Source organism: Rhizobium sp. P1_E6 (assembly GCF_056405875.1).
In genome coordinates this window covers 24,105-42,373 of record NZ_JBFUBG010000033.1, presented here as the reverse complement: position 1 = coordinate 42,373, position 18,269 = coordinate 24,105, and the positions used below count along the sequence as shown (strand labels likewise).

General features: G+C 60.6%; 18 protein-coding genes and 1 pseudogene. 12 read left to right on the top strand and 7 right to left on the bottom strand.

From position 1 onward, the window contains the following. Window positions 1-39 precede the first annotated feature (39 nt). The gene (locus AC1D35_RS17710) at window positions 40-828 is read right to left on the bottom strand and encodes a class I SAM-dependent methyltransferase (protein WP_477939274.1); all 789 of its coding nucleotides are present in this window, start codon (window positions 826-828) and stop codon (window positions 40-42) included. A gap of 454 nt (window positions 829-1,282) precedes the next feature. On the opposite strand from AC1D35_RS17710, the gene AC1D35_RS17705 reads away from it, so the two are divergent. From AC1D35_RS17705 to AC1D35_RS17695, 3 genes are all read left to right on the top strand, one after another. After that, entirely contained in the window at window positions 1,283-3,100 is a 1,818-nt protein-coding gene (locus tag AC1D35_RS17705) for a methyl-accepting chemotaxis protein (protein WP_113311170.1), read from the top strand. A 187-nt stretch (window positions 3,101-3,287) separates the two neighbouring features. Next, a complete protein-coding gene (locus tag AC1D35_RS17700) occupies window positions 3,288-3,590 on the top strand; it encodes a UBP-type zinc finger domain-containing protein (RefSeq protein WP_113299248.1) in 303 nt (100 codons plus the stop codon). An 8-nt stretch (window positions 3,591-3,598) separates the two neighbouring features. After that, a complete protein-coding gene (locus AC1D35_RS17695; RefSeq protein ID WP_113311051.1) occupies window positions 3,599-5,293 on the top strand; it encodes an FAD-dependent oxidoreductase in 1,695 nt (564 codons plus the stop codon). Here AC1D35_RS17695 and AC1D35_RS17690 read toward each other — a convergent pair. Beyond that, the gene (locus tag AC1D35_RS17690) at window positions 5,283-6,221 is read right to left on the bottom strand and encodes a LysR family transcriptional regulator (protein ID WP_113311050.1); all 939 of its coding nucleotides are present in this window, start codon (window positions 6,219-6,221) and stop codon (window positions 5,283-5,285) included. The genes AC1D35_RS17695 and AC1D35_RS17690 overlap by 11 nt on opposite strands. Before the next feature lie 219 nt (window positions 6,222-6,440). Here AC1D35_RS17690 and AC1D35_RS17685 point away from each other — a divergent pair, with 219 nt between their 5' ends. Next, a complete protein-coding gene (locus tag AC1D35_RS17685) occupies window positions 6,441-7,604 on the top strand; it encodes a mandelate racemase/muconate lactonizing enzyme family protein (protein WP_113311049.1) in 1,164 nt (387 codons plus the stop codon). A gap of 29 nt (window positions 7,605-7,633) precedes the next feature. Here the strand turns inward: AC1D35_RS17685 and AC1D35_RS17680 are convergent, their stop codons facing one another. Beyond that, window positions 7,634-8,221, bottom strand: a complete 588-nt coding sequence (locus AC1D35_RS17680; RefSeq protein WP_477939271.1) for a TetR/AcrR family transcriptional regulator — start codon at window positions 8,219-8,221, stop codon at window positions 7,634-7,636. Window positions 8,222-8,357: 136 nt separating this feature from the next. Here AC1D35_RS17680 and AC1D35_RS17675 point away from each other — a divergent pair, with 136 nt between their 5' ends. After that, the gene (locus tag AC1D35_RS17675) at window positions 8,358-9,092 is read left to right on the top strand and encodes an SDR family oxidoreductase (protein WP_113311047.1); all 735 of its coding nucleotides are present in this window, start codon (window positions 8,358-8,360) and stop codon (window positions 9,090-9,092) included. Between the two features lie 180 nt (window positions 9,093-9,272). Continuing rightward, window positions 9,273-9,818, top strand: a complete 546-nt coding sequence (locus tag AC1D35_RS17670) for a P-loop nucleotide/nucleoside kinase family protein (protein ID WP_477939269.1) — start codon at window positions 9,273-9,275, stop codon at window positions 9,816-9,818. A 51-nt stretch (window positions 9,819-9,869) separates the two neighbouring features. Here AC1D35_RS17670 and AC1D35_RS17665 read toward each other — a convergent pair. After that, a pseudogene (locus AC1D35_RS17665) lies at window positions 9,870-10,558 on the bottom strand (alpha/beta fold hydrolase). A gap of 664 nt (window positions 10,559-11,222) precedes the next feature. Here AC1D35_RS17665 and AC1D35_RS17660 point away from each other — a divergent pair. The 4 genes from AC1D35_RS17660 (at window position 11,223) to AC1D35_RS17645 (ending at window position 14,747) form a co-directional block, all read left to right on the top strand. Next, complete coding sequence (locus AC1D35_RS17660; RefSeq protein WP_477834598.1) at window positions 11,223-11,483, top strand: hypothetical protein; 261 nt, start codon at window positions 11,223-11,225, stop codon at window positions 11,481-11,483. A gap of 76 nt (window positions 11,484-11,559) precedes the next feature. Beyond that, window positions 11,560-12,150: a DUF1003 domain-containing protein gene (locus AC1D35_RS17655; RefSeq protein ID WP_477834600.1), complete on the top strand. Its 591-nt coding sequence runs from the start codon at window positions 11,560-11,562 to the stop codon at window positions 12,148-12,150. A 16-nt stretch (window positions 12,151-12,166) separates the two neighbouring features. Beyond that, window positions 12,167-12,610: a pyridoxamine 5'-phosphate oxidase family protein gene (locus tag AC1D35_RS17650; RefSeq protein WP_113311044.1), complete on the top strand. Its 444-nt coding sequence runs from the start codon at window positions 12,167-12,169 to the stop codon at window positions 12,608-12,610. A gap of 322 nt (window positions 12,611-12,932) precedes the next feature. Then, window positions 12,933-14,747 (top strand): acetolactate synthase 3 large subunit, encoded by a 1,815-nt coding sequence (locus AC1D35_RS17645; protein ID WP_477939266.1) that lies wholly within the window; start codon window positions 12,933-12,935, stop codon window positions 14,745-14,747. Between the two features lie 37 nt (window positions 14,748-14,784). On the opposite strand, the gene AC1D35_RS17640 is transcribed toward AC1D35_RS17645, so the two are convergent. Further along, on the bottom strand, window positions 14,785-15,441 hold the full coding sequence (locus AC1D35_RS17640; RefSeq protein WP_113311042.1) for a glutathione S-transferase family protein: 657 nt from the start codon (window positions 15,439-15,441) through the stop codon (window positions 14,785-14,787). A gap of 7 nt (window positions 15,442-15,448) precedes the next feature. Beyond that, window positions 15,449-16,090, bottom strand: coding sequence for a dihydrofolate reductase family protein (locus AC1D35_RS17635; RefSeq protein WP_113311041.1), 642 nt, complete (start codon window positions 16,088-16,090; stop codon window positions 15,449-15,451). A 90-nt stretch (window positions 16,091-16,180) separates the two neighbouring features. Here AC1D35_RS17635 and AC1D35_RS17630 point away from each other — a divergent pair, with 90 nt between their 5' ends. Then, window positions 16,181-16,699: a winged helix-turn-helix transcriptional regulator gene (locus AC1D35_RS17630; protein ID WP_113311169.1), complete on the top strand. Its 519-nt coding sequence runs from the start codon at window positions 16,181-16,183 to the stop codon at window positions 16,697-16,699. 18 nt (window positions 16,700-16,717) lie between these two features. Here the strand turns inward: AC1D35_RS17630 and AC1D35_RS17625 are convergent, their stop codons facing one another. After that, the gene (locus AC1D35_RS17625; protein WP_113299238.1) at window positions 16,718-17,308 is read right to left on the bottom strand and encodes a TetR/AcrR family transcriptional regulator; all 591 of its coding nucleotides are present in this window, start codon (window positions 17,306-17,308) and stop codon (window positions 16,718-16,720) included. 160 nt (window positions 17,309-17,468) lie between these two features. Between AC1D35_RS17625 and AC1D35_RS17620 the strand changes: the two genes are divergently transcribed. Beyond that, a complete protein-coding gene (locus AC1D35_RS17620) occupies window positions 17,469-18,227 on the top strand; it encodes an SDR family oxidoreductase (RefSeq protein ID WP_113311040.1) in 759 nt (252 codons plus the stop codon). Window positions 18,228-18,269: the final 42 nt, after the last annotated feature.

The following is an 18,269-nucleotide window of genomic DNA, read 5'->3' as shown; positions in this document are numbered from 1 at the left end:
AGGGATGCTGGTCCGCCACCAGATGACAGGGCATCCCCCCTAGGGGCGCTCTGCCATGACGAGCAGGAGGAATGCGGCGAGGTCGCGCCAGCGGGCAAAACGCTTGTCTTCGCAAGCTTGCGCGCTCGGTTGTGGCTCACCGATCCTGCCGATGCGGAATCCGGCCGCGACAATGCCATTCAGATATTCGCTCATTATGCGCGGGAAGCGGGGGACGGCGAAGGGCTGAACGATCTCGTCCGCCGGGCGGCTGCYGAACCGCCATTCTTCGGTGAAAGTGCTGCGGTCGAAATAGCGCGAGACGCAGAGCGCTGTCGCAATGCCGGCCTCGTTCTTTTGCCAGGCGAGGCCCGGCGTGATGAAGCAGGGATGCAGCACGCTGAAGGCGAGGAAGCCGCCGGGGCGGACGAGGCGATAGGCCTCCCGCATGGCGGCATCGAAATCCGGGCCATCCATTAGCGCCATGGTGGAGATGACGGCGTCGAAAGAGCCGTCGGGGAAGCCGGTATCGGTGCTGTAGGAGGAGACCTTGTAGGTGATGCCGAGGGGATGCTTCTCTTCGGCGTTCCGCGCATGACCGATCATCCGCTCGGAGAGATCGATGCCGGTCATGCGTGCGCCCATTTCGGCGAAGCGGCGGGTGTTCGTTCCTTCGCCACAGCCGAAATCGATCACATCGAGGCCGGCAAGCGGCGGCAGGAAATCGATGAAGGCGGGGAAGGTGAAGAGCTCGCGGTAGGCGTCGTAGCCGTTGCGTACGTCATGCGTCCATTGATCGGCATTGCCATTCCATCGCGCGGCCACGCTCTGTAACACGTCGTCGGTCATCGTGCCTCCCGTTGTCTGTTCGATTCGTGCTGCGGGAGGATAGGATGGTTTGCCGTCCTGGCAATGACGGCCGGTCGAACATTCCGGCGGGGCCGAGGCAAGGGAGACGATCCCAGCCTGTCGGCAGGGTTGCGCGCGAATGCGGAAAGCGGCCCTCGGCCAGGCGGGGTTCTTCTTAAGACGTCGGGGCCTGCCGAGCGGCTTTATTATGGGATGGCCCACTCTTCGGGGGATATCGAGTATGATTGACCTTCTTTGAAGAAAGAGAGCCAATTCTCCGACGATATCCGTGCCCGCCATAGGGAAGAATAGTTGTAGCGTTGTCGGCGTCAAAGATAACGGCTCTTTTGATACTATTTCTTTACCATAAAATATTAGAGTTCATGGAATGTGCTCGGTCAGAAGGCAGGCCGAGTGTCTAAACGCGGGCGTGCCGCTTTTCCAGGGATCGATGATGAAGCTCACCATTGCAAGAAATCTCGCCGCTGTGGGCATCGCCGTCTCCGTCGGCATGTTCGCTTCCTTCGCGCTGCAACAGACCGCACTCGAACGGCTCAAGGTCAACGGACCGATCTACGAGCAGATCGTCTATGGCAAAGACCTGATTGCCGACATCCTCCCGCCGCCGCTCTTCGTCGTCGAATCCTACATGCTGTCGCATGAGGCCAACGACTTTCCCGATCTGATCGATGCCAATCTCGCCAAGATCGCTACTTTGAAGGCAGCCTATGAGGATCGCCGCGGCTATTGGCAGACAACGCGCCTGCCGCAGCCGCTCAAGGACGAGCTCAACAAGGAAGTGCTGGCCAAGGGCGACCTCTTCTGGAAGGTGATGGAAGAGGACGTCATCCCGGCACTCAAGACCAGGCAGGCCGGCGCCGCAGCCGAGCCGATGGTCAAGCTCAGGACCGCCTTCCACGAACATCAGGATGCGGTCGAAAAGCTCGTGGTCAATTCCGATACCTATCTCAAGGGGCAGGAGAAGAATGCTGCCGATGAGATCATGACATGGACCTCGGCGGCTGCAGTGGCTTCACTTGCGTCCTTCCTGCTGCTGCTCGCCGGGCTCTATTTCTTCCGCCGCCGCGCCGTCCTGCCGATCGATGGCATGAGGCGTTATATGAGCGGCCTTGCCAATGGCGACTTCTCCGAAGACGTGCCCTATGCAGAGCGCAGCGATGAGATCGGCCAGATGGCGCAAGCCGTTGTCGTCTTCCGCACCAATTCCCTTGAGCGCCGCGAAGCGCACCTGCGCGAGGCGGGGGCCAAGGAAGCCGAAGTCACCCGCGAACGCCAGTTGGCCTCCGAGCGCGTTGCCGAGGAAGCCGCGCGTGACGAGGTGATCCATTCACTCACCCGCGGGCTCGATGAACTGTCGCGCGGCAATCTCGGCTTCCACATCGATACCAGGTTCTCATCCGCCTACGAACAGCTCCGCGCCGCCTTCAATTCCAGTGTCGACACGCTGTCCAGTTCGATCGACGCCGTCTCCGGCGCGACAAGCACATTGCGCCATTCTTCACATGATATCGCCGGCGCCATGGAGGCGCTGTCGAAGCGCACCGAGCAGCAGGCAGCAACCATCGAAGAGACATCGGCCGCACTCACCGAGATCACCGCCGCCGTCGGCAATTCCTCGTCGCAATCGGGCGAGGCAAGCCGGATGACGAGCGAGACCAGCAAGGCTGCGCTGCAATGCACCGACCTGATGCGCGAGGCAATCGCGGCAATGCAGCGGATCGAGGGTTCGTCGGACCAGATCGGCTCGATCATCAACGTCATCGACGACATCGCCTTCCAGACCAACCTTTTGGCGCTCAATGCCGGTGTCGAAGCAGCCCGCGCGGGCGAAGCCGGCAAGGGGTTTGCCGTCGTGGCACAGGAAGTGCGCGAACTTGCTTCCCGCTCGGCCAATGCCGCCAAGGAGATCAAGGTTCTGGTCTCGACATCTTCGGACCAGGTCGGCTCGGGGGTGGCGCTGGTCAACCGCACTGGCGAAGCGCTCTCCCATATCGAAACCAGGGTGCAGCATGTCGGCCAGTTGATCCAGGCCGTGGTCACTTCCCTGAACGAGCAGTCCTCGGCGATCGGCGAGATCAACAGCTCGGTCCATGCGATGGACGAGGTGACCCAGCGCAATTCCGCCATGGCGGCGGAAACCAACTTGGCCTGCAAGGGACTGAACGAGCAGGTCCTGGCGCTCGAAGAGATTGTTTCGCGCTTCCGGATCGCCGCTGCGCGGCCTGATGTAACGGCATCCCGCGCCGCCTGAGCCGCGCAAGGATTTCCGGACCAAGCCATCCTTGGCGACCACCGCCGACCTGCCACTTGGAATTTTCTCCAGAATGAGCCGGTCGGCGAGGAGACGATTTTATCCTTGCGTATAGGATACAGAGAACCGTTTCGTGATCTATGTTTCCCGCCAGGGACATAGACTTCAATTGCCACCGGAGGTTCAGATGTCAGAATGTAAGCATGTTGCGGCCGTTCGATCCGTCGAGCCGAGGACGCTTGGTTGCGAGGAATGCCTGGAGGACGGACAGGAGTGGGTCCATCTTCGACTTTGCCGCGAATGCGGCCATGTCGGATGCTGCGATCAATCCATCGGAAAGCATGCGACTGCGCATTTCCACGCCACGGGACATCCCATTATCGAAGGGTACGATCCGCCGGAAGGCTGGGGCTGGTGCTATCTCGACGAGACGATGGTGGAACTGCCCGATCAGACACCGCAGCGCGGCCCGATCCCGCGCTTTTATTGAGCGTCGACATGACCGACAACCTCGAATCCCGCCGATACCAGATGTTTCCGGTGCTGAGCGCCGAGCAGATCCGCCTGGCGACGCGCTTTGCCAGCAGTGGCCCACATACCTTTGCCCCCGGCGAGGTCGTGTCTGAGATCGGTGACCGGAATTCGCCCGCACGGCTGATCCTTTCCGGTCGTCTGGATGTCTTCAGGCATGACGGGCTGTCGATGCCGGAAGCCTTGATCACCGGTCACGGCAAAGGACAGTTTTCGGGAGAGGTCAGTCAGCTCTCCGGAAGGCCGGCACTTGCAGGTGCGCGTGCGGGTCCGGAAGGATGTGTGGCACTGGCATTCGACGCGGCGCATCTGAAGGCTCTGATCATCGGCTCGGCCGATATCGGTGAGATCATCATGCGCGCCTACATCCTGCGGCGCGTGGAACTCATCAGCTTCGGGGGCTCCGGCTCTATCCTGATCGGTCATCCAGGAGCGCGCGATCTCGTTCGCCTTCAGGGCTTTCTGTCCCGCAGCGGCTATCCGCATATCGTTCTCGACGCGGCGTCGGATCACGAAGGCCAGGCCCTGGTGGAGAGGCTCGGAATTCTGCCTGACGATCTGCCGCTCATGGTCTGCCCCAATGGCACGGTGCTCAAACATCCGACGGATGCCGAGGCCGCCTGCTGCCTTGGCATCATGCCGGAACTCGATCCGGCCACCCTCTATGACGTGGCGATCGTCGGAGCGGGGCCTTCAGGGTTGGCTGCAGCCGTCTATGCCGCTTCCGAAGGGCTCAGCGTCATCGTGATCGATGCGCGGGAGATCGGCGGGCAGGCCGGGAGTTCTTCCCGCATCGAAAACTATCTCGGCTTCCCGACCGGAATTTCTGGTCAGGCGCTTGCGGGCCGCGCCTTCAATCAGGCGCTCAAGTTCGGCGCGGAGATCGCCCTGCCGCTTGATGTCAATGAACTGGTGCCGGCCCCCGCAGGCAAACGCGGAACCGACCCGATGGTGTTGCGGGTCGGGGGAGACAGGCAGGTCAAGGCGCGAACCGTCGTCATCGCCTCAGGCGCGCGATACCGCAGGCCCGACATTCCCGACATCTCACGCTTCGAGGGTGCCGGCATCTCCTATTGGGCATCGGCGATCGAAGCGAAGCTCTGCGAAAACGACGATATCGCCCTGGTGGGCGGCGGCAACTCGGCTGGCCAGGCGGTCGCCTTCCTGGCGCCGCGGGTGCGGCGTCTGCATCTGGTGATACGCCGAAGCCTGCGGGAGACGATGTCCGCATACCTCATAGACCGCATAGCCGCGCTGTCGAACGTGGAGATGCATGTGGGATGCGAGTTGACGTCGCTGGCCGAAGATCCGCATGGCCGTCTGGCGGCGACGCTTACGAATTTCGAAAAACAGTCCCGCAAGAACTACGATCTTCGCCGCGTCTTCATGTTCATCGGCGCCGATCCGAATACCGACTGGATCAAGTGCCGCATCAAGACCGATGACAAGGGCTTCATCCGGACCGGCACGGCATTCGGTCCCGATGTCGAAGAGGAGCTGGGAAGGCGATCCCTGCAACTGGAAACCAGCCTGCCGAACGTCTTTGCGATCGGCGATGTCCGGGCCGGTTCGACGAAGCGCGTTGCCGCGGCGGTCGGCGAAGGAGCCGCTGTCGTCAGCGACATTCACGCCGCGCTGAGGCAGGCTTCGCTCATGAAATAACGCCGCCCTTCGCAGTCGGCATTGCAGCCGCGGCGCTTTGGACGAGGCTCCAGAAGCTCTCGGCAATCTCGGTCATGCGCGCTCGCGGTCTTATCAGGACGATCTTGACGTCGACGGCCCAATCGGACGATCCGGCTGATATGAGCCTTCCGGCCGGCCCCATCTCGTCCGCCGCCAGGCTCTCCGGTATCCAGGCGACGCCCTTTCCCTCGACGGCAAGCGCTTTCAGCGCCATTGCGAGATGTGAGGTGAAGACTGTCGAGAGATGCGGCTGACCTGTGCCGGCCGAGAGGGCCGATGACAGGATCCGGCCCATGCCTGATGTCTCTTCGAAGGCGAGATGCGGGAGCGGGCGATCCGTTGGCTGCGAAATGGCGTGGAGCGCGTGACCATGCCTGTCCCGGCCGCTGACGGGGATCAGGCGATCCGTTGCAAGCTCCACATGCCTGTAGGCGTTCCTGTCGAGACGGATCCTGCTGTTCTGGTGGTCGTGGCAGAGCAGGAACTGCGCGCGGCCTTCCGTCATGATCCGCTCGCACTCGTTCATATTGTCCGAGAGCAGGCGGATGGGCATCGTCGATGCTTCGTGGCCCAATCCTTGAATCCAGCCGGGGAAGAAGATGAAGGACAGGGCATGGGTCGCGGCGAAGGTCACCGTCGATGTCGCCGCACGCATCTGCTCGAGATCACGGCTGACGCGCTCCAGCCGCGCCACGATGTCGTTTGCCGCCTCGAGCACAGCCTCGCCGGCAGGGGTCAGCTTCAACCTGTGCGTCGAGCGATCGACAAGTTCGGAGCCACACCAGTCCTCGAGGGATTTGATGCGGCGCCCGAAAGCCGGCTGCGTGATGTGGCGCTTTTCTGCCGCTCTCGAAAAGTTCAGCGTTTCGGCGAGAGCCCGGAGGTCGGCGAGCCAGGCAGTTTCCACGATGCTTCATCCGTTTCTGCGATGCTTGCGGAGCATTGACAGAACGAGATAGCTGCGGGGATTTCAAGTCAATTCATAGTTATTTGCGCAGAACGGAAAATTTACGGTGCCGATCCGGCATTGAAAGAGCCCGGATCGGCACTGGACGCGGAGGGCGGATTCTTCATACGACATGAACATGTGAGGGCAATAACCCTTCGATCCGGAATGGAGATTGCAATGCGTATCATCGATGTCTGCGAAGTGACGAAGCCGATCGCTTCGCCGATCCGCAACGCCTATATCGACTTCAGCAAGATGACGGCGAGCCTGGTGGCCGTCGTTACCGATGTTGTCAGGGATGGTCGCCGCGTGGTCGGCTACGGTTTCAATTCCAATGGCCGATACGGGCAGGGCGGTCTCATCCGCGAGCGCTTCAAGGATCGTATTCTCGAGGCCGCGCCTGATAGCCTCGTGAACGATGCCGGCACCAATCTCGACCCACACCGGATCTGGGCGGCGATGATGAAGAACGAGAAGCCCGGCGGTCATGGCGAGCGCTCGGTCGCCGTCGGCACGATCGACATGGCGGTCTGGGATGCCGTGGCCAAGATCGAAGGCAAGCCGCTGTTCCGGCTGCTGGCAGACATGAAGGGCAGGGAGGCCGATCCGAGAGTCTTCGTCTATGCCGCCGGCGGCTATTACTATCCCGGCAAGGACAACAGCGCCTTGCGCAGGGAGATGCGCGGCTATCTCGATCGCGGCTACACCGTGGTCAAGATGAAGATCGGCGGTGCTTCGATCGATGAAGATCGCGGCCGCATCGAATCCGTGCTGGAGGAGATCGGCTCGCAGGCACGGCTTGCCGTCGATGCGAACGGCCGCTTCGATCTGGAGACCGGTATCGCCTATGCCAAGATGCTGCGCGACTATCCACTCTTCTGGTACGAGGAAATCGGCGATCCCTTGGATTATGCGCTGCAGGCGGCGATCTCCGAATTCTACGATGCGCCGATGGCGACAGGCGAGAACCTCTTCTCGCATCAGGATGCCCGCAACCTGCTGCGTTATGGCGGCATGCGCGCCGACCGCGATTACCTGCAATTCGACTGCGCACTGTCCTACGGTCTTGTCGAATATCTTCGCACGCTCGAGGTGCTGCGCCAGTTCGGCTGGTCGCCATCGCGCTGTATTCCGCATGGCGGCCACCAGATGTCGCTCAACATCGCGGCCGGCCTCGGCCTTGGCGGCAATGAGAGCTATCCGGATCTCTTCCAGCCCTATGGCGGATTCCCTGATGGGGTAAGGGTTGTCGACGGCCACATCACCATGCCGGAACTGCCCGGCATCGGCTTCGAGGGCAAGTCGGATCTTATAAAGGTCATGCGGGAACTGGCGGAGTAAAAGGGCAGGCGGGTGATTGCCTGACGAGGCTAAGCTTCCGACGGCGGAATCTTCGCGGCATCCAGATAGGTGCAGAACATCAGCGTCAGTTGCGTCCGCAATCCGCCGTCGATCAGCAGTTCCGACATGTCCCGCTCGAAGACGTTGCGGACGGTGCCGCAGAGCACGTTCAGCATCATCACGTTGACGGTGGAGAGATTGGCGAACTTCGCGTCCGAGGCGGTGGCGAACATGGCTTCGCTTGATCTTTCGATGCGTTGCGACATTGCTTCGACAATTTCGGCGACATCCACCTCGGCGGCGGCGCGATAAAGGGCGATCGTGACGTCGCGGCGCTCGATCTTCACCTCGATATAGGTGCTGACGAGCGCATCGGCCATCTGCGCATAGAGCGCGCCGCGATGGGCCTGGCAGGCCGCTTCCACGCGGTCGGCCAGCATCGTCAGATAGCGCTCGTTGACGGCGTGGAAGAGAGCCTGCTTGTTCGGAAAATACTGGTAGAGGGAGCCGACGGAGACACCGGCTCTTTCCGCGACACGGGTCGTCGTCAGCTCACCCGGCCCGTCCGACATCAAAACCTGAATCGTCGCTTCGAAAATTGCCTCGACGGTGTTCACCGACCGCGCCTGACGCGGTGATTTGCGGGCATTTGCAGCTGATGTCTGGGCGGAAACCATATGCGAATTCAAAACCTGAAGAATCCTTCTTATTTTCAATCTGCTCGCAACGAACGGGATTTTCAAGGATCTTTAGATGACAGACAGCTCCAGCCGCATCGCGCTCGTGACCGGCGCGAACAAGGGTATCGGATATGAAATCGCCAGACAGCTCGCCCAGGCCGGCGTGACTGTTCTGCTCGGCGCGCGTGACGCGGAGCGTGGGCGATCGGCGGCAGACGAACTGGCTTCGCAGGGACTTAATGTGTCGTTCATCCGGATCGATGTCTGCGACACCGGGAGCATCGCTGCCGCCGCTGCCGAGATCGATGCCGGGCATGGCCGCCTCGATATTCTCGTCAACAATGCCGGCATTGCCGACTACACCGACGGCGCTCCCGGCAAGGCTTCGCTGGAGGCTGTGCGCCGCGAGCTGGAGACCAATTTCATCGGCGCGCTCGCGGTGACGCAGGCGATGCTGCCGCTCTTGCGCAGGGCCGGGGCAGGGCGCATCGTCAACATGACCAGCAGCCTCGGCTCCCTGACGCTGAACGGCGATCCAAGCTGGCCGTTCTATGGCGTTCGCCTTATCGGCTACAATGCCTCGAAGGCGGCGCTGAACATGCTGACGGTCCAGCTCAATGCCGAGCTCAGCGATACCGGGATCACCGCCGTATCGGCTTGCCCCGGCCTCGTGGCTACTGACCTCAGCGGCCATCGCGGCGATCGCACGCCATCGGAGGCTGCGGCTTTTCCGGTGCGAATGGCGTTGCTTCAAGGGCACGACCTCAAAGGCATTTGCCAGAGCGAGCAGGGCGCTATCCCCTGGTGATGGCCTTCTCATTGGCAATTGACGGAAAACGTGTCCGCCACTGACGCATTGTGTGAGCAAGTTCAGAGGGATAGAAATGCGTACATAGGCGATGGCCGGCTCTCGTCAGTCGAGGCGTGAGGCACAAGATCAAACGCGGAGGTTCCGTCGCCGATCAGGATCGCAGGAGGCGAGTTTCGGATGGTGATGTCTTATCGGCAGGCAGTGGCTGCCGCCGAAGATCTGGTACGAACCGAGCCGCGGATCGTGTTCATGATGTGCGGGTTGGCAGGTTCCGGCAAGACGACCTTTGCACAGAGGCTGGAGGCGCTCGGATGTGAGCGTTTCTCGATCGACGAAGAGGTCTGGCGGCATGACGGGCGTTTTGGCGTCGATTATCCGGAGGCCGCCTATGCCGATCTGCAGGCCGCCGCGGAGACGCGGCTGAAGCTCCGACTTGAAGACCAGCTCATGCGCGGCACGAAGGCAGTGATCGATTTTGCCTTCTGGAATGCGGCGGCTCGCACCCGCTACCGTGGGCTTGTCGAAGCCCGTGATCACCGGTGCTGCATCATTTATCTTCTGGTGGAGGAAGCGATTTTGCGCGGCCGTTTGAGAGAACGCTCAGCACGACGTKATGCAAATGCCGCGTTTCCGATAACGGACGACCTGCTCGCGAAATATGTTCAAGGCTTCGATATTCCGAGCGAAGAAGAGGCATGGATCGTGCAGGCGACATTCGATTGAGAAAGTTTCCCTGCGAGGGCGCGACCAAAGTCGCGCCCTCGCAGGGAAATGTCAGGCGTCGATCGCGGCCGCGGCACTGGCGATAAAGTCTGCGACCGCTTCGGGCTGCGACAGCATGGGGACGTGGCCGCTTTGCAGGACAAGCGTCTCGCCCTTCATGTGCGCGGCGGAAACGCGTTCTACGGCCGGCGGGATGGTTTCGTCTTTGGCCGCAACGAGGTACCAGGAGGGCTTGGAAGCCATGCGGCCCGGCTGATCTTGGCGCCAAAGCAGGCGACGGCGAGCGGGCTCGGGGTGGCATAAACGATATCGGCTTCGGTTACCGGCAGGTCCTGAACGAAGTGCTTGCGCACGCCATCATGCGTCAGCGCCACATAGCCTTCGCCATAAGGTTTGATCTCGGCGGCGCCGGGTGCGGGTTCATAGTCCTTCCACCAGTCATTGAAGGACTGACCGGTATCGGGTGCGCCGGCTGCGATATAGACGAGACCCTTGACCTGCTGATGATTGCCCGCCTCGGTAATGACGGCGCCGCCCCAGGAGTGGCCGACGAGCAGAACGGGACCCTCCTGCATTTCAATTACGCGATGGGCTGCCTTCACGTCATCCGCAAGCGAGCTGAGCGGATTTTGAACTGCGATTGCCTTCAGCCCGCGCGCTGCAAGCAAAGGGATGACCTTCACCCAGCAAGAGCCGTCGGCGAAAGCACCATGCACGAGAACGACTGTCTTTATGGTCATGACATTCTTCCTTCCTGTGATTTTCTGGCCTGTGAGTTTCTGGGGGCAATGTTCCGGTTCAGTTTTCTGGTTCAGTCTGGGGAATGGATAGACGCGCCGTGCGATATGCATGAGACGAATGCAGGCAGCGGATGATCTTGTCGCCAACGTTTGCACGGCGTGCCGGTAGCGACAGCAACGGATATTGCTCAGCCGATGCCATAAGCAATAGGGATGCAGAGACGCGATTGGCGGCCTGCCTGTCTGCGATAGCTCTAGCGGCCATGAAAGTCCAACACACGTCAACCCAATTCCAGGTGGCGGGCTTCATTGTGTTTTTCGTCGAAGATAACAGGCGCTGTAACGTAGAATTGTTGCGCGGTCTCCGGAGCGTGCAGAGACAAAAGGAAGATTGTTCGTATAATGTGACGCGATTTTCTTCGCTATTTTATTTTCTGATTTTAGAAAAGTCTCTAATTTCGATATATAATATTTATTTTGTGAGAATAATCGAAAAACGTGATATGATTTGTTTTTTCTATGTATGAATTTGACTTTCGGCCGGCACCCATCGAACAGGCGGGAAACCTGCTGCATAAGCGCGGATCATAACGTTCGTGCCGTCGAGCTCCCAGGGGGCAATGGCCGCAAAGAACAGCGTCTCGGCCAGGCGCGGATAACGAAAATGATTGGCGAGATAGATATGCAATCGGCAGGATATGGAAAAAAGGATCTGAGGTTCGCAAGGCTCCACGCCGTGAAGGCGGAGCAGCGCATCACCGGCCAGGAAATCGTCGTTAAAAGGCTGCGGCTGACGGGGAGGCCGCTGGATGTCGAAAATGCGCTGTTGGGCAGGCTCTACGATCGCAAGAGACGCGTTATCTACCACTTGAAGCGTATCGAAGATTTCCTCGATGTGACATCGCAATCCGAAGTGACACCGTAATCTGGGATCAATGCCGGCGGCTGACGGCCATATGTCGTGGTCCGGTGCCGGCCGGTGCATTTGACGGGAGAATATCATGTCGGCCGGCACTGTTGCTGAAATCTCCGACGAGGCAATCGGTTCCGGCGCGAACAGGTACCTCGGGAAGCCTTTCGAGCTCTTAACCGAGCGCGAACGGGCAGTCTTCCGGCGACTGATCTCCCGGCACGCGATTGCCCATGATTCCAATCAGTCCTTCGATGCAAAGCTGACACCGTCGCAGCGGCTGGCCGACAAGGTGGCGGAATTCGGCGGTTCGTGGACCTTCATCATCCTCTTCGGGATCGCCCTTGCAGTATGGGTCGCCGGTAACCTGCTGGCCGCAACGCGCTCTTTCGATCCCTATCCCTTCATATTCCTCAATCTCATCCTTTCCATGCTGGCAGCCGTGCAGGCGCCGGTCATCATGATGAGCCAGAATAGGCATGCCGCCAAAGACCGGGTCGATGCCGCGCACGACTACGAGGTCAATTTGAAGGCTGAGATCGAAATCATGGCGCTGCATGACAAGCTCGACGAGCTTAGAAATACCGATTTGAAATCGCTCGTCGCCCAGCAGCAGGAGCAGATCGCGCTTCTGGCGAAATTGATGCTCGGCCCGCCGGGTCAGCAACGGCAAGACCTTTAAAGTACCGGAGGCTAGCATGCAGCTGCGAGAAATGACCGATAATGCCTGCATCGAGTTTCTGGCGAGCCACATGTTTGGCCATCTCGGGTGCAGCGGTGAGCAATATCCCTATATCGTTCCCATTCACTACGCCTATGAAGGACGCCAGCTGTTCATGTTTTCCATGCCCGGCCTGAAGATCGACCGTCTCAGGGCAAACCCCCTGGCCAGTTTCCACGCCGAAGAGCTCGGCCAGGACAGAAAGTGGAAAAGCGTCCTCGTTCACGGTCGTTTCGAGGAGCTGACGGATACGCCCGCGCGCCGAGATGAACGCATCCATGCATGGTCGCTTCTGGAAAAGCATGCCTTCTGGTGGGAGCCCGGATCTTTCAATTTCGGCGCCGATAAGGATGAGCCGCTGGACGCGCCGATCTTCTTCAGCCTTTCGATCGAGGTGCTTTCGGGACGGGAGACGATCTGACGGTCCTGTGGGCATGTTTCGCCTGCGGGCCGGGACGCCCCGGCAGCCAAGCCGGATCGATAACTCATCAGCCATCAACATCTGATAGGACGAACAGCGGGTGGGGGCGAACGCACAGATGCGATTGACGGGCCGCAAAATTGCGGTTAGCTCTACCGCCCATGAAAATCGCAATGGTTCTCGTCGTGGTGATATCGCGCATGGGCAGGACGGTGTAACCGTCCGGCATTAGCCACCCATGCGCCGAACACAAGGTCCCTGACGGGGCCTTTTTTTATGCCCCGTCGCACCCTAATCACCTCATCAACGACGGAAAATTGCTATGACCGGCGATAAGGCTAGCTTTACCCAAAATTCTTCCAACACTTCTTCTGGCCGTCTCATGAACGGCGGCGAAATCGTTCTGCAGGCGCTGCGCGACAATGGTGTCGAGCACATCTTCGGCTATCCGGGCGCTGCCGTGCTGCCGATCTATGACGAGATCTTTCAGCAGGACAAGATCAGGCATCTGCTCGTGCGCCATGAGCAGGGGGCGGGTCATGCCRCCGAAGGCTATGCGCGCTCGACCGGCAAGGTCGGCGTCATGCTGGTCACATCGGGACCGGGTGTCACCAATGCGGTGACGGCGCTGCAGGATGCGCTGATGGATTCCATTCCGATCGTCTGCCTGACGGGGCAGGTGCCGACCAACCTGATCGGCACGGATGCCTTTCAGGAATGCGATACTGTTGGTATCACGCGGCCCTGCACCAAGCATAATTTCCTCGTCAGCCATATCGACGATCTGGCGAAGACTATCCATCTCGCCTTCAGGATCGCCACGTCAGGCAGGCCGGGGCCGGTTCTGGTCGATATGCCCAAGGATGTGCTCTTCGCAAGCGGGCTTTATGCCGGGCCGGAGGAGATTGCCGTGCCAGCGCGCTACCGGCCGCAGGTGGATGGCAATCGGGAGGCGATTGCGGCTGCGGTCGCACTGATGGCGCAAGCGCAGCGGCCGGTTCTCTATACGGGTGGCGGCGTCATCAATTCCGGGCCGGAGGCTTCGCGGCTGCTGCGCGAGCTGGTGGAGCTGACGGGCTTTCCCGTCACCTCGACCCTGATGGGGCTCGGCGCCTATCCCGCCTCAGGGCCGAACTGGCTGAAGATGCCGGGCATGCACGGCTCCTATGAGGCGAATATGGCGATGCATGATTGTGACCTGATGATTGCTGTCGGCGCCCGTTTCGACGACCGCGTCACCTCGCGCACCGACAAGTTCTCGCCGGGCTCGCGGAAGATCCATATCGATATCGATCCCTCCTCGATCAACAAGAATGTCCCGGTCGATATCGGCATATCAGGCGATGCTGCCGCGGTGCTTGCCGGGATGATCGAAGCGTGGCGGGCGCTTCCCGTTGCACCCGAGCGGAGGCGGCTCGATGCCTGGTGGGGCGAGATCGCGGGCTGGCGGGCGAAAAGCTCCTTTGCCTATGAGATGCGCCATGACGAGATCATGCCGCAATATGCGCTGGAGAGGCTGCATGCGCTGACCTCGGGCCTCGATCCCATCGTCACGACCGATGTCGGCCAGCATCAGATGTGGGCGGCACAGCTTTTCGGCGTCGAGGGGCCGAACCGCTGGCTCACTTCGGGCGGGCTTGGCACGATGGGATACGGATTGCCGGCAGCGATCGGGGCGCAGATCGCCCATCCCGGCCGGCTGGTTCTCGGCATTGTCGGCGATGGCTCGGTGCAGATGACGCTGAAGGAGCTTTCGGCGGCGATGCAGCATCAGGCACCGGTGAAGATCTTCATCCTCAACAATGCGCAGCTCGGCATGATCCGGCAATGGCAGCAGATCCTGCACGGCAACCGCCGGGACCGATCCTACTCCGCCTCGCTGCCGGATTTCGTCAAGCTGGCGGAAGCCTATGGTGCGGTTGGTCTCAGGTGCGAAAGACCGGATGAACTGGATGACAGGATCAGGGAGATGATCGCCGTTAACAGGCCTGTTCTCTTCGACTGCCGGGTCGCCGCACTTGAGAACGTCTATCCGATGGTGCGCAGCGGCCGGCCGCATAATGACATGCTGTTTGCCGAGGATGTGCACGAGGATGAGGCCGACGCGAGCTTCGGCTTCAGCCAGGGGCTTGTCTGATCATCGGGAGCGGCCGGTGCCATCAGGTGCCGGCCGATCAATCCCGCCCGACCGGTGCTCCCAACGGATAGAGATGGCGGTAGGGGCGGGCCTCATCGAGGGCGCGGGCATAGCTCGGGCGCTGGAGAAGGCGGGCGCGATAGTCGCGGACATTTTCGAAATGGTTCGGGATCGGGTGCGCCCAATCGGCATAGAGCATGGCGGGGGCGGCGGAGCAGTCTGCAAGGCTGAAGTCTTCGCTCGCCACCCATCGGCGGCCTTTCATATGTACGTCGAGAATCCCATAGGCGGTTTCGAGCGCCTGCCTCCAGCGGACAAAGCCGTCGTCGGGCTCCATCTCGCGCCCGAGCGAGGCGTTGACCATGCGCTGCTGCGGATACTGCATGTAATTGTCGAAGAAGCGGTCCCACATGCGTACCCTGTTTGCCGCCATGGCGTCTGCGGGCAGCAAGGGGTGGTCGGTCGGGTGCAGCAGGTCGATATATTCGATGATGCTTGTCGCTTCGAAGATGAAGTCGCCGCCTTGCTCAAGGATGGGGAAGCGCTTGATCGGCCATTTTTCGAAAAATTCCGATGTAACAGGCTCGCTTCCATCGAGAAGCCTGGTCTCGAAGTCCAGGTTCTTCTCGTAGAAGGCGGTCTTGGCCTTCTGGGAATAGGAGGAGAGCGGATGAAGGTAGATCACGAAAGGCATTACGGCCTCACTTCGAAAGGACGATATGGGCGGCCAGTTCCGTCATCTCGTGGGATTTGACGGAAAAGCCCAGCGCCGGCAGGTCGATGCCTTCGAACATGGCTTCACCCTTACCGAGAACGACCGGGGAGATGGCGAAATGTATGTCGTCGATCAGGCCGGCCTGCAGATACTGGCGCACCGTGCTGACGCCGCCGCCGATCTTGACGTCCTTGTCGCCGGCTGCGGCCTTGGCCTTTTCCAGCGCTTCCTCGATGCCCCCGGTGATGAAATGGAAGGTCGTGCCGCCTTCCATGACGATCGGCTCGCGGGCATGGTGGGTGAGGATGAAAGTCGGCGCGTGATAGGGTGGGTTCGGACCCCACCAGCCCTTCCACTCCTCGTCCGGCCATTCGCCTCTGACAGGGCCGAACATATTGCGGCCGAGGATGAAGGCGCCGAAGCCGGCCATGCCCAAGGCGCCGTATTTCTCATCGACGCCGGTCGAGCCATCGTCCTTGCCGATCATCGTGCGGAAGGTGCGGGTGCCGAGGAACCACCGGTGTACGCCCATTCCGTTCTTGCCCATGGGATCGTTGATGCTTTGGTCAGGACCTGCGCCGAAACCATCGACCGAAAGGGAAAATGCAGCTACGCGTACACGCGCCATGTCAGCCTCCATCTGATTGCATTTTGAAACTAGTTGAGTTCTTACATAACCGATCCTATAATGCAACTGGTTTTTCTCATGGAGTCGGATATGGATATCGAGATACGGTCGGGCTGCCCGATCAACCTGACGATGGAAGTGCTGGGCGATCGGTGGAGCCTTGTTATCATCAGGGATATCATGTTCGGCAATCGCCGTCATTTTCGCGAGCTGCTGACGCAATCGGATGAGGGGATCGCGTCAAACATCCTGGCGGCTCGGCTGAAGCGGCTTATGTCTTATGGGCTGATCACCAAGCTCGATGACCCCTCCCATAGCCAGAAGTCGATCTACAGTCTGACGGAAGCCTCGATCCAGCTGGTGCCGATGTTTGCGATGATCGGCGCCTGGGGGCGCAGGCATCTGCCCGTCAGCGAGGATCTCAGCATCCGCGCCGAGCTCTTGGAAGGGGGCAGGCAGCCGCTCTGGGACGAGTTCATGGAGGATCTGAGAAAGATCCACGTCGAGGACCCGATCGGCGGGGCGAATGGATCAGTCAAATCGCCGGTTCTGGCGCGGCTGACGGCGGCGTTTCTGGAAGTGCGGGCGAAGATGGATGCGGCGGGGTAGCTTGCCGGCCGCTGAAGTTCAGGATGTTTTTGCAGGCCAGGTGGACAGCGCCTGATCGGCAACGGCGTTCAGCATGTCGCGGCTGAAACCGGCCTTGGCCTGTACCGCCATGCCGTGGGTCATGGCCATGACGAATGCCGCCAGGGCTTGCGTATTGGCCGTCTCCGGCAGGTCGCCTTCCGCCTTTGCCCGCTCGAAGCGCTCCTGAAGCTCTGCCTGGCCGGCAGCGCGGAAGTCGATCAGCGCCTGTCGCACAGGCTCGGCCTCATCCGATCCCGCCACGGCGCCATTGATGCCGAGACAGCCCGTATGGTTGGGAAAACGCGTATTGAGGTCGACCGCATTATAGAGGATATGCGCGGCCACCTGGCGCGATGTGGGGAGTTTGAGCGCTTCCGGGATATAATCCAGATATCGCTCGGAATAGCGATCCAGTGCTTTCCGGAAGAGCGCTTCCTTGTTGCCGAAGGCGGAATAGAGCGCCGGCCTCTCGATGCCGGCAGCTTCCGTCAGGTCAGCATAGGACGCGCCCTCGTAGCCCTTGCGCCAGAAAACGCATAGCGCCGCATCGAGCACCTTTTCGACATCAAATTCGCGATGGCGTCCCATCAGATCAGCTCAGCCAATTTCATAATGGTCGTTATTAAACCACTTGACAGGCTTTGTCCACATTTCATACCAATCATTATGGTAACGGTCGTTACGAAAAAGTGGCGCTGCCGCTCGCTGAGGGCAGGCAGTGCCCTGATGGTGTGTAGAAAGGATTCCCATGTCGAATATTCTGAAGGGCAAGGTTGCGCTCGTGACCGGCGGCTCGCGCGGGCTTGGTGCTGCCGCGGCGGAGGCGCTTGCCGATCAAGGCGCAGACGTTGCGATCAGCTATGTCGCTTCCGCAGAAAAGGCGGAGGCTGTGGTCGAGAAGCTGCGGGCGAAGGGTGTGCGGGCTCTGGCGATCAAGAGCGACCAGGCCGATATGGCGGCGGCCAAGCCGCTGGTCGATAAGGCGATCGCCTATTTCGGCAAGCTCGACATTCTCGTCAACAATGCGGCGATCGCGGTGCAGGGCAAGACGGTCGACGATCCCGATCTGGACACGGTCAATCTCGATCGCCAATGGCAGATCAATGTGATGGGCGCAGTGGCGACCACGCGCGCGGCTGCACCCGTGCTGTCGGATGGCGGCCGGATCATCTTCATCGGCTCCCTCCTTGGCACCCATGTGCCGTTCGGCGGTGCTGCCGACTACGCGGGAACGAAGGCGGCCGTCGTCGGCTATGCGAAGGGCGTCGCCCGCGATCTCGGCGGACGCAACATCACCGTCAACGTCATCCAGCCCGGTGTGATGCCGACCGACATGTCTGCCGAAGTGCTGGGTGATGGCGTGCCCGACGCCCTCATGAACCTGCACACCATTCGCCGCATCGCGACGCTTGAGGAAGTCTCGGCGCTCATCTGCCATCTGGCCGGACCTCACGGAGGCTACATGACGGGCAGCGTGATCGACGTGGCCGGTGGTCTCGCGATCTGACTGCCGGGATCAGGACGGAATTCTCACTCACGCAATTGAAGG

What these genes read in the sequence shown, in the direction of transcription:
- AC1D35_RS17705 (WP_113311170.1), top strand. Translation starts at nt 1,283, where the DNA reads ATGAAGCTCACCATTGCAAGAAATCTCGCCGCTGTGGGCATCGCCGTC.
- AC1D35_RS17700 (WP_113299248.1), top strand. Translation starts at nt 3,288, where the DNA reads ATGTCAGAATGTAAGCATGTTGCGGCCGTTCGATCCGTCGAGCCGAGG.
- AC1D35_RS17695 (WP_113311051.1), top strand. Translation starts at nt 3,599, where the DNA reads ATGACCGACAACCTCGAATCCCGCCGATACCAGATGTTTCCGGTGCTG.
- AC1D35_RS17685 (WP_113311049.1), top strand. Translation starts at nt 6,441, where the DNA reads ATGCGTATCATCGATGTCTGCGAAGTGACGAAGCCGATCGCTTCGCCG.
- AC1D35_RS17675 (WP_113311047.1), top strand. Translation starts at nt 8,358, where the DNA reads ATGACAGACAGCTCCAGCCGCATCGCGCTCGTGACCGGCGCGAACAAG.
- AC1D35_RS17660 (WP_477834598.1), top strand. Translation starts at nt 11,223, where the DNA reads ATGATTGGCGAGATAGATATGCAATCGGCAGGATATGGAAAAAAGGAT.
- AC1D35_RS17655 (WP_477834600.1), top strand. Translation starts at nt 11,560, where the DNA reads ATGTCGGCCGGCACTGTTGCTGAAATCTCCGACGAGGCAATCGGTTCC.
- AC1D35_RS17650 (WP_113311044.1), top strand. Translation starts at nt 12,167, where the DNA reads ATGCAGCTGCGAGAAATGACCGATAATGCCTGCATCGAGTTTCTGGCG.
- AC1D35_RS17640 (WP_113311042.1), bottom strand. Translation starts at nt 15,441, where the DNA reads ATGCCTTTCGTGATCTACCTTCATCCGCTCTCCTCCTATTCCCAGAAG.
- AC1D35_RS17635 (WP_113311041.1), bottom strand. Translation starts at nt 16,090, where the DNA reads ATGGCGCGTGTACGCGTAGCTGCATTTTCCCTTTCGGTCGATGGTTTC.
- AC1D35_RS17630 (WP_113311169.1), top strand. Translation starts at nt 16,181, where the DNA reads ATGGATATCGAGATACGGTCGGGCTGCCCGATCAACCTGACGATGGAA.
- AC1D35_RS17625 (WP_113299238.1), bottom strand. Translation starts at nt 17,308, where the DNA reads ATGGGACGCCATCGCGAATTTGATGTCGAAAAGGTGCTCGATGCGGCG.
- AC1D35_RS17620 (WP_113311040.1), top strand. Translation starts at nt 17,469, where the DNA reads ATGTCGAATATTCTGAAGGGCAAGGTTGCGCTCGTGACCGGCGGCTCG.